Raw genomic sequence first — 14,392 nt, forward strand, 5'->3', positions numbered from 1 at the left:
CCAGCTCGCGACACACCAAGGGACGTTGCGCGTAGATTCGGCACAGCAAGGTGTCGCGGTCCAATGCCGCGCACCAGCCGTCGTCGAGCCGGTCCATCAGGGTACGGCCGAAGGGGTCGGTCACGGTGAGATGGCCGGGGACGCCGGTGTCGGTGAGGCACCAAACCTCCAAACGACAGCAGCTGGCGGCGCAGGTCTCGCAGGTGACCGGGGCAGCACGCGTCGGGTTCAGGTCGCCCCCTACGAACGCCGAGCCGACCTCGACGGCACAGGCGCGACGCCTTCGGGTCATGCGCGTGTCCCCGATGGTCGCTGCGGAGTCGTGCTGTCGAAGGCATTGCGGGGTGTTTGCGGCGCAGCAGACGAGTGCGACACAGCCTTGATCGCAGAGAAGGAGGCGGCGCGGCGATCAAGGAAGGGAATGCGTGTGGGGAACGCCCGAGTTGCCCGGGGTTCCCCTGGGTGATCCCGGCGGCTCGGATCGCGTGCGCGACCGCAGCCGGGATCAAGCAGCGGACTACTTGTACTTGCCGCTGATGGCACCGGAAGCGTCTTCCTTCTCGAGCGCCTCTTTCGTGGCGGCCTGCGCTGCAGGGTTCGGGGTCGGATCCTTGACCTGTCCCTCGGCGCCTTGATCGGTCGGGTAGTCTCCGGACAGCTCCTCGCCCTGCTTCTGGAGCATCTCGCTCGTCTTCTCCTGCGCCTTCGCATCCGGGGTCGGGGCCTTGATCTGAGCCTCTTGTCCGACGTTCATCGGCTCGTCGCCCGAAACGAACGGGGTTGCAGGCTGCTCGGCAGCAACAGTGCCGGAGAGCATGATGGCGAGTGCCGCAGCGGAACTGAACAGGATTTGCTTCGTTTTCACTTGCTTCTTCTCCTTGCTGGTCGCACGAATCGGACAATCCAGATCGATTACCTCGGGGTCGATCGACTTCCTTGGCAGCATGCTGGACTCTCCGGACTGAAGTGACTCGTCTTACCTCGCATCGGCGGTCGCCGTCGGCCGCCGAGTTTCGAAAGGTGCGCTCGGTGAAGCATCCCGCACTTCCGAGTGCTCTGTCGATCGGGTCCTGCCGTGTCGTGCGTCTCGCCGGGCCGGGTCCGCGGTCTTCGGCACGACATCGCCGCTGAATCATAGCAGGTGTTTGTGATGATCAAAGGGTGCCGGAATCACATTGCGTTTGTCGAGCGGAAAATCCGTGTCGACGACGGGTTTTGGAAGCCGGGTCTCATCGCGCGCTTCGACGGATTCTTCAACGCGCTTGAAACATAGAGAGGCACCATGCGCCGCCGGCGATAGCCATGAGTAGGTCGCTCAGGAGCGCTCTCGCCGACGCGGTGCAAGCAGGCTGAGCAGGGTTGCTGCGGCACCCAGGAAAGCGAACAAGACCTTGAAGCCCCACTCGCCCAAGATGACGGTTAGATTGTTGTCCTCGGATCGGACGTGGTCGGTCCCGGGCGTTTGTCCGGACAGGGGTGCTGCCGGTTGCGGCTCGGACGGTGTCTGTTGCATGGATGCCTCCTCCGGCTTGGGTAGGGTCGGTTCGACGGGGTCTTCGGCGATATCGCCTCGCGTGCAGCGTTCCCCGGGTGATCGGTTTTCCGGGGCGCATCCGCGGGAGGACGTCGGAGCCGCGATTCTAGACCAAAAGCTCGTTCAAGATCTCGGGGCACTCGAGCAGGGGATTATGGCCGACTCCGGGCAGGACATGCAGTCGCGTGGCGGGACGCCGGCGCACGACCTCCCGGGCGATTCCGAGAAAGCGCGTATCGGCTGCTCCGACGATCCAGGTCAGCTCTCCCGGAAAGGCGGCTAGAGGCTCCCAAAGGCTCGGCATGCGCGCGAGTCCGTGCTGCTCGAGAGATGCCGCGAGCCCCGTCGGGCGTTGGCTTAAGCGCCGCCGACGCTGCCGCTCCAGCACAGCGCTCGGCAAGCCGGCCTGGGTCGCGAACAAGGGTTGTGACTCCCAAGCGTCGACGAAGGCGTCGATTCCGTCGTCGAGGAGCCGTCGGACCCACGCCCGGTCACCCGCGAGTCGGTCGGCGCGCTGCGATGCGTCTTCGAGACCCGGATGGGCGGAGATGATGGTTGCCCGGCGAAAGCGTTGCGGGTCGAGCGCCATCAAGCCGAGTGCGAAACGGCCGCCCAAGGAGTAGCCGACGACCTCGTCGATGCCGACGGGGAGCGCACCTAGGATGTCGCCGATGCTGTCTTGGAAGGGCCGAACAGGCGCCGACTCGGCGCCATGTCCGGGCAGGTCGACGGCGAGCGCACCTTCCTTCAGGTGCGGGCAACAGGCCCACCAGTCCTCGCCGCTGCCGGTGAACCCGTGCAGCAGCAGGATCAGAGCGTGGTCTCCGCGATGCGGGCCTCGTGGTCCTTGTCGCGCTCGATCAGGGCGTAGGCCGAATGGTTGTGAATGGACTCGAAGTTTTCGGCCTCGACGACGTAAGCGGTCACGCGGTCGTCCTCGTTAAGGCGCGTCGCGACGTCACGCACCAGGTCTTCGACGAACTTGGGGTTGTCATAGGCATGTTCGGTCACGTACTTCTCGTCCGGTCGCTTCAGCAGCCCGAACAGCTCCGAGGACGCCTCCGCCTCGACCATCTCGATGAGCTCCTCGATCCAGATGTGACCCTGCGAGCGCACCTGCACCGTCACATGGGAGCGCTGATTGTGCGCACCGTAGGCCGAAATCTTCTTCGAGCAGGGGCAGAGGCTGGTGACGGGCACGACGACCTTGATCTCCAGGGTGGGCCGACCGTGACGGATTTCGCCGATGAAGGTGACCTCGTAGTCGAGCAGGCTCTCCACTCCGGTGACGGGCGCCTTCTTGTTCACGAAGAAGGGGAAGCGCATCTCGATGTGTCCCGCCTCGGACTCCAGGCGCTGCGACATCTCGGTGAGCATCTCCTTGAAGGAGGCCACGCCGATCTCGCGCTCGTGGTTGTTCAGGATCTGCACGAACCGGGACATGTGGGTCCCTTTGAAGTCGTGCGGAAGGTACACGTACATGTTGAAGTTGGCGACCGTATGCTGCTCGGCGCCGCTGCGATCGCTCACCCGCACGGGATGGCGGATGTCTTTGATGCCCACCTTGTCGATGGCGATCCGCCGCGAGTCGGCGCTCCCCTGGACGTCGGCGATGTCGGCGCTGGCGGGTGCGGCACAGCAATTGGGCTCGAGCACGTGCTCCATGATGTGACTTCTCTCGATGGATCGTCTTTTGGTGTCAAACGCGGAATTTGGGGGCTGAGGGCGACAAGACAAACCGGTACGGATTGCCCGTGTCGATCTTCGGTAGCGACGTTTGGCCCGGAGCCACGTCTGAGCGGAGGATGCACGCCTTTAGTGCTTGCGACCGATCAGTGCGCCTGCGATCCAACGCAGGGGCTCGGCTCCGGAGGAGAAAACCGCGATGCTCTCGAGCGCATCGGCGATCAAGGCGGCGGCCATCTCCTTGGCTTCGGGCAGCCCGACGAGTGCCGGGTAGGTCGCCTTCTCCAAGATCTGATCGCGACCGGCCGTCTTGCCGATCAGATCGGTGTCGCCTTCCACGTCGAGCACATCGTCCTGAATCTGAAAGGCGAGGCCGATACATTTGGCATAGCGATCGAGACGCTCGGCATGGTCCGGGTCGGGTGCGTCGTGTGCGAGGATGCCCATCTGCACGGCCGCTCGGATCAAGGCGCCTGTCTTGTGGATATGGATATGCTCGAGCATGGCGACGTCCAGGACGCTGCCCTCGGCGGCGAGATCGAGCGCCTGACCGCCGACCATGCCGCGTGCCCCGCTGGCACGAGCGAGGCTGGCGACCATCGCGATGCGCTTCTCGGCATTCAGTCCGGGCGACTCGGCCAACGCATGGAAGGCGAGGGTCTGGAGCGCATCGCCGGCCAGGATCGCGGTCGCCTCGTCGAAGGCGCGATGACAGGTCGGGCGCCCGCGCCGCAGATCGTCGTCGTCCATCGCCGGGAGGTCGTCGTGGATCAGGGAATAGGCATGGATCAGTTCCACTGCACAGGCGGGGCGGTCGAGCAGGGCGGTATCTACACCGAGTGCCTCGCCGGCGGCATAGGCCAGGAGCGGACGGATGCGTTTGCCGCCGCCGAGGACCGTGTAGCGCATGGCCTCGTGCAGCCGGACCGGCTGCACGCTTGCAGGGGGCAGAAGCGCGTCGAGCGTGGTTTCGACACGGGCGCAACAGCGTGCGCGGAAGTCGTCCAGAGTGGCGTCAGTCATTGGATTCGAAGGGCTCTAGATCGGCACCGGATTCGGACCTGGGTCCGGCATCGGGTCGAGTGTCGGTGAGGATGCGCACGCGCTGCTCGGCCACATCCAGCGCCTGTTGACAGGCACGGGTCAGGCCGATACCGCGCTCGAAAGCGGTCAGTGACTCTTCGAGACTCATCTCGCCCTTCTCGAGGGCATCGACGATCGATTCCAGCTCGGCGAGCGATTGCTCGAAGGAAGGCGGGGGCGGAGCGACTGGCTTTTTCATGCGCTTGAACCGCGTCCTGAACGGATACCGATGCTTCGTTGGATAACGCCGCTCGGTTGAATCCAACGGGTTCTGGCCGGACGCGGTTTAAGGTCTTTCGGAGGTCGAGCTAAGTTACCCCAGCTCTTTGGACGGGTCAAACCGCAGGCGTGCACGTTCGCCACGGATCCGATGGCGCCGCCCGGGCGCGCCTCGACAGAAGGCGAAAACGGCACCATAATGACGTACAAAATCACCAATACACACCGAGGTCCGGGCATGCCGACAGCCAGCGTCTCCAAGACCGAGCGGATCAACCTTCGGCTCGATGCCGCGTCGAAACAACGACTCGAACGTGCGGCCCTGCTCGAAGGGCAGACCCTCAGTCGCTACGTGCTCGGGACGGCGCTCATGCGCGCGGAGCAAGTCATCTCGGAGCATGAGACGATGGTCTTGAGTCGCCGCGATGCGGAGGTCTTCTTCGATCGACTCGCGGACCCGCCCGCCATGAGCGCCGAGCTTTCGGCTGCGCTGGAGGAGCATGGTCGTCGCGTCGACTCGCGATGACGACCCCGAAATCCCTCGTCATCGAGCCGCTGGGTCCGGGGCACGAACGAGCGGTTTTTTCATGCGGCGAGGAGATTCTCGATCGGTACCTCAAACTGCGTGCGGGTCAGGATATCCGCAGGCGTATCGCCCGCGTCTTCGTCTGCACCGGGTCGGATGCTCGGACGATCCTCGGCTTCTATACCCTCAGTGCCCTGTCCGTCGATATCGGTGCGCTTCCGCACGCACTGGCCCGTCACCTGCCCAAGCAACCGGTGCCGGCTGCACTCGTCGGGCGGTTGGCGGTCTCGCGCGATGCCCAAGGTCAGGGAATCGGCCGCTTGCTCCTGGCCGACGCGGTCAAGCGTGCAATGAGCGCCGGCGCGACGATCGGGATCCATGCCCTGGTCGTCGATGCGAAAACCGATCGGGCGAAGCGGTTCTACGAACGCTTCGGATTTCACGCGCTGCCGGACAGGCCCGAGCGTCTGTTCTTGCCGCTGGGTCTACCGGCGCAATAGACTCCGCGATCGACAGCGCTCTTCATCTCCTCGTTTCGAGCCTACCATCAGCGTTTCTCCGACAGGATCGACCCACAGCCCCATGACCGGCCACTACGATGCCTCAGCCATCGAGGTCCTCAGCGGCCTCGACCCGGTGCGCAAGCGCCCCGGGATGTACACAGACACCACCCGTCCCAACCACCTGGCTCAGGAAGTCATCGACAACAGCGTCGACGAGGCGCTCGCCGGGCACGCCCGCCGCATCGAGGTGGTGCTCTTCGCCGACGGCTCGCTCGAGGTGAGCGACGACGGGCGCGGTATGCCGGTGGATATCCACCCCGAGCAGGGTCTGCCCGGTGTGGAGGTGATCCTCACCAAGCTGCATGCGGGCGGCAAGTTCAACGGCGACAACTATCGCTTCTCGGGCGGGTTGCACGGCGTGGGCGTCTCGGTCGTGAATGCGCTCTCGCAACGCCTGGACGTCTGGGTCAAACGCGGCGGTCACGAGCACCACATGGCCTTCGCCGGCGGCGAGAAGGCGAGCGATCTCGTGCAGCTCGGCAGCGTCGGGCGCGGCCATACGGGTACCCGATTGCGTTTTTGGCCGGATCCGAAGTATTTCGACACGCCCAAGATCGCCACACGTCTGCTGACCCACCTGCTGCAGGCCAAGGCCGTGCTCTGTCCCGGACTCGAGGTCCGCTTTCGCGACGAGGCGAGCGGCGATGAGCATGTCTGGTGCTATCAGGACGGGCTCAAGGACTATCTGCTTCAAGCACTCAACGGGGCCGAGACCCTGCCGTCGCAGCTCTTCGTCGGCGACCTGGAAGGGACCAACGAGGCGGCGAGCTGGGCGCTGGGTTGGTTGCCCGAGGGCGGCGAGGCGGTTGCCGAGAGCTATGTGAATCTCATCCCGACGGTGCAGGGCGGCACCCATGTGAACGGGCTGCGTACCGGTTTGACCGAAGCCGTGCGCGAGTTCTGCGAGTTCCGCAACCTGCTGCCGCGCGGCGTCAAGGTGGCGCCGGAGGATGTTTGGGGTCGCGTCAGCTATATCCTCTCGGTCAAGCTGATCGAGCCGCAGTTCTCCGGGCAGACCAAGGAGCGTCTCTCATCACGCGAGTGCGCGGCCTTCGTCTCGGGTGTAGTCAAGGACGCCTTCAGCCTCTGGCTGAATCAGCATGTGGCCGAGGGCGAGCGGATCGCCGAGCTGGTCATCGGTGCGGCTCAGGCGCGACTGCGCGCCGGTCGCACCGTCACCCGCAAGAAGATCACGCAGGGGCCGGCTCTGCCGGGAAAGCTCGCCGACTGCACCACGACCGATCCGGAGCGCGGCGAGCTCTTTCTGGTCGAGGGCGACTCGGCCGGCGGCTCGGCCAAGCAGGCGCGCGATCGCGAATTCCAGGCGATCCTTCCGCTGCGCGGCAAGATCTTGAATACCTGGGAGGTCGACCCGGCCGAGGTCTTGGGCTCGCAGGAGGTGCACGACATCGCGGTCGCCATCGGCGTGGATCCGGGCAGCGACGATCTCGCGCGGTTACGGTTCGGCAAGGTCTGCATCCTCGCCGATGCCGACTCCGACGGTGCCCATATCGCGACCCTGCTCTGTGCGCTCTTTCTGCGTCATTTCAGGCGCCTGGTCGCCGAGGGGCATGTCTTCGTCGCCATGCCGCCGCTCTACCGGATCGACGTCGGCAAGCAGGTCTTCTACGCCTTGGACGACAGCGAGAAACGCGGCATCCTGGATCGCATCGAGGCCGAGAAGATCAAGGGCAAGGTCAATGTCCAGCGTTTCAAAGGCCTCGGCGAGATGAACCCCGGCCAGCTACGCGAGACGACCATTCATCCGGACACCCGGCGCCTGGTCCAGCTCACCGTTGAAGCGGACGACGAGAGCAACAACCTCCTCGACATGCTGCTGGCCAAAAAGCGCGCTTCCGACCGCCGGGCCTGGTTGCAGGAGAAGGGCGACCTCGCCGAGGTCTAAACCGCGTCGGCTCCGACAGTCTTTGGAGCCGGCGCGGCCAGGACACTCCAACAAATGACGCATACCGCACCGAGCGCGGTTTAGCATCGTGTCGGTGCGATTCGACACTCCACTGCGGATGATTGAATGACGATGACTCCATTCCGCCTCGGACATGCCGCGGACCCCGATTGGCGTATGGCCGCCGATCGATGTTTGACACAGATCGGGAGCGTGCCGCAGGAGGCAACGCTCGGCTTCCTCTATGTGACCGACGCGCTTGCCGAGGACCTCGACGACATCCTACGCAACCTTCGCGCGGCGACCGGCATCGATCAATGGGTCGGCAGCGTCGGCATGGGCATCTGTGCGACCGGTGCCGAGTACTACGAAGAGCCCGCGCTCGCGGTCATGCTCGGCGAGTTTCCGAGCGATGACTTTCGCGTCTTCCCAAGCCTGGTCGAAGATCTCGACGACTTCGATCTGCGTCACGGCGACTGGATGCGGACCAATCCGCCGTACCTGGGCTTGGTCCACGGCGACCCATCCAACGGCCTGACCGAGATCCTGATCCAACAGCTCGCGCAGCGCACGACCGCGGGTTTTCTCGTCGGCGGGCTCGCCAGCGCCCGCGGGGACGCCCTGACCATCGCCGACGGGGTGACGCGCGGCGGCCTGTCCGGCGTCCTCTTCTCCGAGCGGGTCGGGATCCTGACCCGACTCAGCCAGGGCTGCTCGCCGATCGGACCGCACCACGTGATCACCGAGGGCCAGCGCAACATCCTGATGCGACTCGACGGCGAGCCCGCGCTTGATGTGCTCAAACAGGACATCGGCGAGATCCTGGCCCGCGATCTGTCGCGTCTCGGCGGCTACATCTTCGCCGGCTTGCCCATCCAGGGCTCGGATACGGGCGACTATTTGGTCCGTAATCTGGTCGGCATCGATCCCAATCACGGCCTGGTCGCGATCGGCGATCTGGTGGAGCCCGGACGCGAGCTGATGTTCTGCCGGCGCGATGCGGACACCGCCCGCGAGGATCTCGACCGCATGCTCAAGGGCATCAAAGCTCGCCTGTCCGCTCCGCCGCGAGGCGGTATCTACGTCTCCTGTCTGGGGCGCGGGGTCAACCTCCTCGGTCCAGACTCGGCCGAGCTCAAGCAGATCCAGGCCGCGCTCGGCGACGTGCCCATCGTCGGCTTCTACGCCAACGGCGAGATCTCGCAGGATCGTCTCTACGGCTACACGGGCGTCTTGACCCTCTTCACCTAAACCGCGTCCAGAGCGACATGCGTCGTTTTCATGTTGTCTCGGGCTTGAGGATTTTTCCGACCTTGTTGGAGACGCGGTTGAAAATTCGATGTCTCTAAACTGAAGCCGCGCCAGCTCCAGCGCTCCTCGGAGCTGGCGCAGCCAATCCACGCCAACACATGACGCATACCGTACCGGGCGCAGTTTAGGTGCCCCCGGGACCCTCGCAACACATGGGAGCGCGACGATGGAGACGGACATCGGCATTCGTATCATGTCCCCGGCGGAGGTCGATCTCGCCATCGAATGGGCTGCGCGCGAGGGGTGGAACCCGGGCCTCGACGATGCCGCCTGTTTCCGAGCGGCCGACCCCGAGGGTTTCCTGATGGCGTTCGTCGACGGCGAGCCTGCGGCAAGCCTTTCGGCCGTGCGCTATGGCGAAACCTTCGGCTTTATCGGTCTCTATATTGCCGCGCCGCTCTATCGCGGGCGCGGCATCGCCCTACGGCTGTGGCAAGCGGGGATGGCCTATCTCGGCGATCGGGTCATCGGTCTCGACGGGGTGCCGGAACGCCAGCACGACTATCGTCGCTCCGGGTTCGAGCTGGCTTGGCGCAACGTCCGCTATTCGGGCACGGTCGCGCTTGCGGCCCCGGATGACCCGAGCCTCGTTCCGGTCGATCCGGACCTGCTTCCTGCGCTGCTCGACTATGATCGACGGCACTTTCCCGCCCCGCGAGATCGGTTCCTGGAGGCTTGGCTCACTCAAGCGGATACGCGCCGCAGCTGGGCCTTTGTCGAGCCCGAGGTCGGCACGGGTGGCGGATCGGGCCGTGTGACCGGTTACGGCACGGTCAGGCAATGCCGCGCCGGTTGGAAGATCGGACCGCTCTTCGCCGACGATGCCGCGCGGGCCGATCTGCTCTTCCGACGCCTCGCCGCCTGTGCCGGCACGGACCCCGTGATCCTGGATCTACCCGAGCCCAATCCCGCGGCGCTTGACCTGGCAAAGGGCTATGGTCTGTGCCCCGTGTTCGAGACCGCGCGCATGTACCGCGGTGCCGCACCGACGCTTCCGATTGATCGGATCTATGGCGTGACGACCTTCGAGCTGGGCTGAGCGGGATGCGCGCGCATCCCAGGGGCGCGTTTTGCGCTCGCCTGGTTTGCGGACTCACGCACCGCTTTCCGGGCGAGTTCAGGCCCGCCGCCGATCCCCGTGCCAGCGATGCAGGAGCAGCCATTCTATGAAGCTCAGGATCGCGTAAAGGGTGACGCCCATGAGCGCGAGCAGCAGCAGGGCGGCGAACATCTTGGCGATCTGCAGCCGATTGCCGGCCTCGAGGATGCGCCAGGCGAGTCCGTCGGTGTTGCCGGAGGCCGCGGCGAACTCGGCGACCACGGCACCGACCAGTGCGAGTCCACCCGCGGTCTTGATGCCTGCGAGCAGATAGGGCAGGGAGGATGGAACCATGAGCCGGATGAAGGTCTGGCGAAAGTCCGCCCGATACAGCCGGAAGAGGTCGCGTAGATTGGGGTCGACCGCCTTGAGACCTGCGGTCGCGCTTGCCAGGACCGGGAAGAAGGCGGCGATCCAGGCCAGGATCAGCACGGCGAGCCAGGCGTTGTCCAGCCCGACCCAGACGATGATCAAGGGGGCGATGGCGATGATGGGCGTGACTTGCAGGATCACGGCATAAGGCGAGAGCGCCGCCTCCGCGATACGGCTGGAGGCGAAGAGCGCCGCGAGCGCCGTGCCCGAGAGCGTTGCCAGAGCGAAGGCCGCCAAGGTCGTCCCCAATGTGGTCCGGGCCGAGCCGAGAAGCGAGGCCCCGTCGGTTGCGAAGACGGCCAGAATGGCGCTCGGCGGGGGCAGGATGAAGGGCGGGATCCCCCAATAGACGACGGACCATTCCCAGAGCCGGATCAAACCCAGAAAGAGCGCGATCGGCAGGATGATCCGAAGGCCCCGCATCAGCATGTCGAGACATCCTCCAACGCGTCGAGGATGTCGCGCGCGGTCGCATTGAAGGCGGCGGATGTCCGGTAGCCGGGCTCACGCGGGTAGGGCGCGGGGTTTTCGATGTCGGCGACCAGACGTCCCGGACGCCCGCTGAGGATCAGGATGCGTTGAGACAGATAGACGGCCTCGAAGACCGAGTGCGTGACGAAGATCCCGGTGAAGCCGCGCTCGGCCCAGAGGCGCAGCAGATCGTCGTTGAGCTTGCCGCGGGTGAATTCATCGAGCGCCGCGAAGGGCTCGTCCATCAAGAGGACATCGGGGTCGGCGACCAGCGCGCGTGCGATGGAGACACGCATGCGCATCCCGCCCGAGAGCTCGCGGGGCAGGGCGTCGGCGAAGCCCGCGAGACCGACTTTCTCCAGCGCGACACGGGCGCGTTCACGCGCTTCGGTCTTGGCCATGCCGGCAAGCTCGAGCGGCAAGGCGACGTTCTTCGCCGCACTCGCCCACGCCATGAGGGTCGCTTCCTGGAAGATGAAGCCGAGCGATCCGCGGCTCTGCGGCCAGTCGACCCGACCGCGCGTCGGCTCATCCAGACCGGCGATCAGCCTCAACACAGTGCTCTTGCCACAGCCCGAGGGTCCGAGCAGGGAGACGAAGGCGCTGGCCTCGATATCGGCGCTCAGCTCCCCGAGCGCGGCGGTACCGTTGGGGAAGGTCTTCGCCAGTCGATCGAGGCGCAGGCCGCTGCTCACGGTTTCGGCGGGAGGAAGTCGAGCGAGTAGGCGCGCCGCCAATTCAGACTCGCCGGATACAGCCCGTCTGCGGACATGGTCGCGAAGAAGGCCTGCCAGCGCGCCTCGGTCATGGCGCCGATCCCGGCGGTTTCGGCATCGCCCGCGGTGGCGAGCCGGTGGCGGTTCATCTCGGCGATGGCGTGGCGGAGTACATCGTCGGTCATCTCTGGATTGTCGGCCTTGATCAGGGTGTTGCCGGGCGTAGGGTCGCCGGTCAGATAGTCCTTCCAGCCGGCAATGGAGGCTGCGACGAAGGCGCGGACCTGCTGCGGGTCGCTTCGGATGCGCGCGTCCGAGGCCAGGATCAGGGTGCCATAGGAGGGGTAATCCTCGTCTGCCAGCAGAAAGACCTGCGGCTCGATGCCGCTTGCCTTCGCGATCTCGTAGGGCTCGCTGGTGACATAGCCCTGTTGAATCGCACGGGGATCGGTGAGAAAGGGGGCGAGGTTGTAGGTGTACTTGCGGATCTGCCGATCCGTGAATCCGAACTTCGCCTTCAGCCAGACCCAATGGCTACCGACCCCCGCATCCGAGATCATGATCGGCTTGCCCTTCATGTCCGCGATGGATCGGATGTCCTCGCGCGGGTGCGTGATCAGCACCTGTGGGTCCTTCTGGAAGACGGCCGCGACGGCGGTCGCCGGAATCCCGGCCGCGACGATGTTGAGCGGGATGAAGCTATTGGAGCCGATCCCGAAATCGACCTGGTTTGAGCCCAGCAGGAGCGGGACATTCACCGAGGGACCGCCCTGGATGATCTCGACATCGAGTCCTTGCTCGGCATAGAGCCCGCGCGCCTTGGCTTGATAGAAGCCGCCTTGCGGGGCCTGCGCCTTCCAGTCGGTGACGAAACGGATCTTGGTGAGGTCGGCGGCTGTCGTCGATCCGGCGACTGCGAAGCCCGCCAAGGCCAATGCGAGGATAAGGGTGTGCTTGGACATGCTTAGGTCTCCGACGGCGTCTCCTCGCCGGGAACGGCATCCTGCAACGGGCTCAGGAGTCGGTCGAAGTCGTCCGGGTTGACGTACTGAATGACCACGGTCCCGTTGGGACTGCGGCCGATGTCCATCCCGCGTTCGGGGTAGAGCCAATGGACGATCTCGGTCTCGGGCTCGGTCAGGCGCAGATCGGGTGTACCGAAGCGTTGCTCGATCAGCTCGTCGTCCAGTCTGGCCTTCGGAAGGTAGCTGATGGATCGGATCGGGCGGGTGGACAGGGTCTCGACATCGGCCGGGTCGAGCTTGATCTTGCGGCTGCCGCTGCCGACCTGGCTGATCCGCAGGCCGCGCTCGTACATGGCAGCGAGGGTAGCCTGGTCGACATCGAGCGCGATCACGAAATCCGCGCGCAGGCGCTGCAGATGGATCTGGTCGAAGAAGGCCTCCACGCCGTAGGGTTCGGCTTGCGTCGGGTCTTGGAAGAGATTGACCTTGCCGTCCTCGCCGAACAGCGTGCGCACCTCCGCCAGCGTGGTCTCCCCGATGGTGAAGCCGAAGACCTGCGAGTGCCCGGAAGCATCCTGCGTGACCCGCCAAGGCAAGCGATCCGGGCCGTCCTCGATGGACGCCGGCATGAGGAGTAGAACGCCCAGGAAGCCCAAGACAGCGACCCCGAGGACGGAGAGAATGATCTGTCGATCCATGGGTTGAAACGCTCCGGATGATGCGATGACGATCGAGCGGTGAGCCGCGATGCGGCCGTTAAGGTTCGGACCCGAAGAACCGAATAAAAGACCTGAACCGGGTCGGCTCCAAGCCTCGCGGACCAAGCCGAACGCGAAGCATCGCCGAGGCCGCGTTGACCACGCCGGACGCGGTTCAGTCCGGTTCAGCGTGATTCAGCGCCAGGGGCATCAGACCGGCGACGACGCGCCGCCCTTCCGACATCAAGATGTTGTAGGTCCGGCAGGCCGCACCCGTATCCATGACCTCGAATCCGATACCGCGCCCGATCACGGCAAAATAGAGTGCGGGGTCCGGAAAGACCTGTGTCTCGCCGGTCCCCAGTACGATGACCTGGGTCTCGGGCTCGATCGCGATCAGTGCATCCAGGTGCTCGACCGTCAAATCGGCCGGGTGTGCCGGACCCCAGCCGTCTTCGATCCGGCTCGGCGTCACGATCAACCCACGGGTAAAGCGTCGCCCCCCGATCAGGATGCCGTCGTTCCCGTAGGCGTCGATCAGTTGGCCGCTGCTGCCGTCTGCTTCGGAGAATCTCATGGCGCGAACATAACCGAAGGTTACTTGATCGAACAAGGTGAGGCCGACACAGCGAGATAAGAACCCGAGCGAACAAGCGGGCAGGTCGAAGGGGCTCTGTTAGAATCGCCGCCACGCGTCCCACTCAACCGATCCGGAAGCCCATGACCGTCCGTACCCGATTCGCCCCATCCCCTACCGGTTATCTGCACGTCGGAGGCGCCCGCACGGCGCTCTTCAGCTATCTCTTCGCGCGCAAGCACGGCGGGCAGTTCGTGCTGCGGATCGAGGATACGGACCTGGAACGCTCCACGGCCGAGTCCGTGAACGCCATCCTCGAGGGCATGACCTGGCTCGGGTTGGATTACGACGAAGGACCCTTTTACCAGACCCAGCGCTTCGATCGGTACAACGCGGTGATCGACGAGCTGCTGGCCAAGGGGCTGGCCTATCGCTGCGTCTGCTCGAAGGAGCGGCTGGAAAAGCTGCGCGAGGACCAGATGGCGCAGCGGCTCAAGCCGCGTTACGACGGCCATTGTCGTGGTCACGAGGTCGACCCGAACGCACCGCACGTCATCCGCTTCAAGAATCCGTCCGATGGTGTGGTGGTCGTGGACGACATGATCCGCGGCCGGGTCGTCTTTGCCAACGCCGAGCTTGACGATCTGGTGATTCGACGCACCGACG

At 65.1% G+C, this 14,392-nt stretch carries 18 protein-coding genes; 6 read left to right on the forward strand and 12 right to left on the reverse strand.

Annotated features, from left to right (window positions below; translation table 11 throughout):
- From VLR48_RS17470 to VLR48_RS17500, 7 genes are all read right to left on the reverse strand, one after another.
- A partial coding sequence (locus VLR48_RS17470; protein WP_325293017.1) for a YkgJ family cysteine cluster protein occupies window positions 1-292 on the reverse strand: 292 nt, incomplete at its 3' end.
- A 225-nt stretch (window positions 293-517) separates the two neighbouring features.
- Complete coding sequence (locus VLR48_RS17475) at window positions 518-865, reverse strand: hypothetical protein (protein WP_325293018.1); 348 nt, start codon at window positions 863-865, stop codon at window positions 518-520.
- Between the two features lie 450 nt (window positions 866-1,315).
- Complete coding sequence (locus VLR48_RS17480; protein ID WP_296701811.1) at window positions 1,316-1,513, reverse strand: hypothetical protein; 198 nt, start codon at window positions 1,511-1,513, stop codon at window positions 1,316-1,318.
- 127 nt (window positions 1,514-1,640) lie between these two features.
- Complete coding sequence (locus VLR48_RS17485) at window positions 1,641-2,348, reverse strand: alpha/beta fold hydrolase (protein ID WP_325293033.1); 708 nt, start codon at window positions 2,346-2,348, stop codon at window positions 1,641-1,643.
- Window positions 2,345-3,199 carry a GTP cyclohydrolase FolE2 gene (folE2, locus tag VLR48_RS17490; protein WP_325293019.1) on the reverse strand — a complete coding sequence of 285 codons (855 nt, stop codon included), beginning with the start codon at window positions 3,197-3,199 and terminating at the stop codon, window positions 2,345-2,347. Before folE2 ends, VLR48_RS17485 begins: the two co-directional genes overlap by 4 nt.
- Window positions 3,200-3,349: 150 nt before the next feature.
- Complete coding sequence (ispA, locus tag VLR48_RS17495) at window positions 3,350-4,243, reverse strand: (2E,6E)-farnesyl diphosphate synthase (RefSeq protein ID WP_325293020.1); 894 nt, start codon at window positions 4,241-4,243, stop codon at window positions 3,350-3,352.
- Entirely contained in the window at window positions 4,236-4,502 is a 267-nt protein-coding gene (locus VLR48_RS17500; protein WP_325293021.1) for an exodeoxyribonuclease VII small subunit, read from the reverse strand. Before VLR48_RS17500 ends, ispA begins: the two co-directional genes overlap by 8 nt.
- A gap of 258 nt (window positions 4,503-4,760) precedes the next feature.
- Here VLR48_RS17500 and VLR48_RS17505 point away from each other — a divergent pair, with 258 nt between their 5' ends.
- The 5 genes from VLR48_RS17505 to VLR48_RS17525 all read left to right on the forward strand — a co-directional run bounded on the left by VLR48_RS17505 (window position 4,761) and on the right by VLR48_RS17525 (window position 9,867).
- The gene (locus VLR48_RS17505; protein WP_325293022.1) at window positions 4,761-5,048 is read left to right on the forward strand and encodes a DUF1778 domain-containing protein; all 288 of its coding nucleotides are present in this window, start codon (window positions 4,761-4,763) and stop codon (window positions 5,046-5,048) included.
- Window positions 5,045-5,548 (forward strand): GNAT family N-acetyltransferase, encoded by a 504-nt coding sequence (locus tag VLR48_RS17510; protein WP_325293023.1) that lies wholly within the window; start codon window positions 5,045-5,047, stop codon window positions 5,546-5,548. Before VLR48_RS17505 ends, VLR48_RS17510 begins: the two co-directional genes overlap by 4 nt.
- Before the next feature lie 82 nt (window positions 5,549-5,630).
- Window positions 5,631-7,517 carry a DNA topoisomerase IV subunit B gene (gene parE, locus VLR48_RS17515; RefSeq protein ID WP_325293024.1) on the forward strand — a complete coding sequence of 629 codons (1,887 nt, stop codon included), beginning with the start codon at window positions 5,631-5,633 and terminating at the stop codon, window positions 7,515-7,517.
- Between the two features lie 126 nt (window positions 7,518-7,643).
- Entirely contained in the window at window positions 7,644-8,768 is a 1,125-nt protein-coding gene (locus tag VLR48_RS17520; RefSeq protein WP_325293025.1) for an FIST signal transduction protein, read from the forward strand.
- A gap of 226 nt (window positions 8,769-8,994) precedes the next feature.
- Window positions 8,995-9,867, forward strand: a complete 873-nt coding sequence (locus tag VLR48_RS17525; RefSeq protein WP_325293026.1) for a GNAT family N-acetyltransferase — start codon at window positions 8,995-8,997, stop codon at window positions 9,865-9,867.
- 78 nt (window positions 9,868-9,945) lie between these two features.
- Here the strand turns inward: VLR48_RS17525 and VLR48_RS17530 are convergent, their stop codons facing one another.
- The 5 genes from VLR48_RS17530 to VLR48_RS17550 all read right to left on the reverse strand — a co-directional run bounded on the left by VLR48_RS17530 (window position 9,946) and on the right by VLR48_RS17550 (window position 13,726).
- On the reverse strand, window positions 9,946-10,728 hold the full coding sequence (locus VLR48_RS17530; protein ID WP_325293027.1) for an ABC transporter permease: 783 nt from the start codon (window positions 10,726-10,728) through the stop codon (window positions 9,946-9,948).
- Window positions 10,722-11,465 (reverse strand): ABC transporter ATP-binding protein, encoded by a 744-nt coding sequence (locus tag VLR48_RS17535; RefSeq protein ID WP_325293028.1) that lies wholly within the window; start codon window positions 11,463-11,465, stop codon window positions 10,722-10,724. Before VLR48_RS17535 ends, VLR48_RS17530 begins: the two co-directional genes overlap by 7 nt.
- Complete coding sequence (locus tag VLR48_RS17540) at window positions 11,462-12,448, reverse strand: ABC transporter substrate-binding protein (protein ID WP_325293029.1); 987 nt, start codon at window positions 12,446-12,448, stop codon at window positions 11,462-11,464. The genes VLR48_RS17535 and VLR48_RS17540 overlap by 4 nt, the downstream gene beginning before the upstream one ends.
- 2 nt (window positions 12,449-12,450) lie before the next feature.
- Window positions 12,451-13,149: a hypothetical protein gene (locus VLR48_RS17545; RefSeq protein ID WP_325293030.1), complete on the reverse strand. Its 699-nt coding sequence runs from the start codon at window positions 13,147-13,149 to the stop codon at window positions 12,451-12,453.
- 175 nt (window positions 13,150-13,324) lie between these two features.
- Window positions 13,325-13,726 carry an Mth938-like domain-containing protein gene (locus VLR48_RS17550; protein WP_325293031.1) on the reverse strand — a complete coding sequence of 134 codons (402 nt, stop codon included), beginning with the start codon at window positions 13,724-13,726 and terminating at the stop codon, window positions 13,325-13,327.
- Between the two features lie 143 nt (window positions 13,727-13,869).
- Between VLR48_RS17550 and VLR48_RS17555 the strand changes: the two genes are divergently transcribed.
- Window positions 13,870-14,392: glutamate--tRNA ligase (locus VLR48_RS17555; protein WP_325293032.1), on the forward strand; the 523-nt coding region annotated here is incomplete at its 3' end.

This window comes from Thiocapsa sp. (assembly GCF_035467215.1).
In the GTDB taxonomy this organism is placed as follows: Bacteria; Pseudomonadota; Gammaproteobacteria; order Chromatiales; family Chromatiaceae; genus Thiocapsa.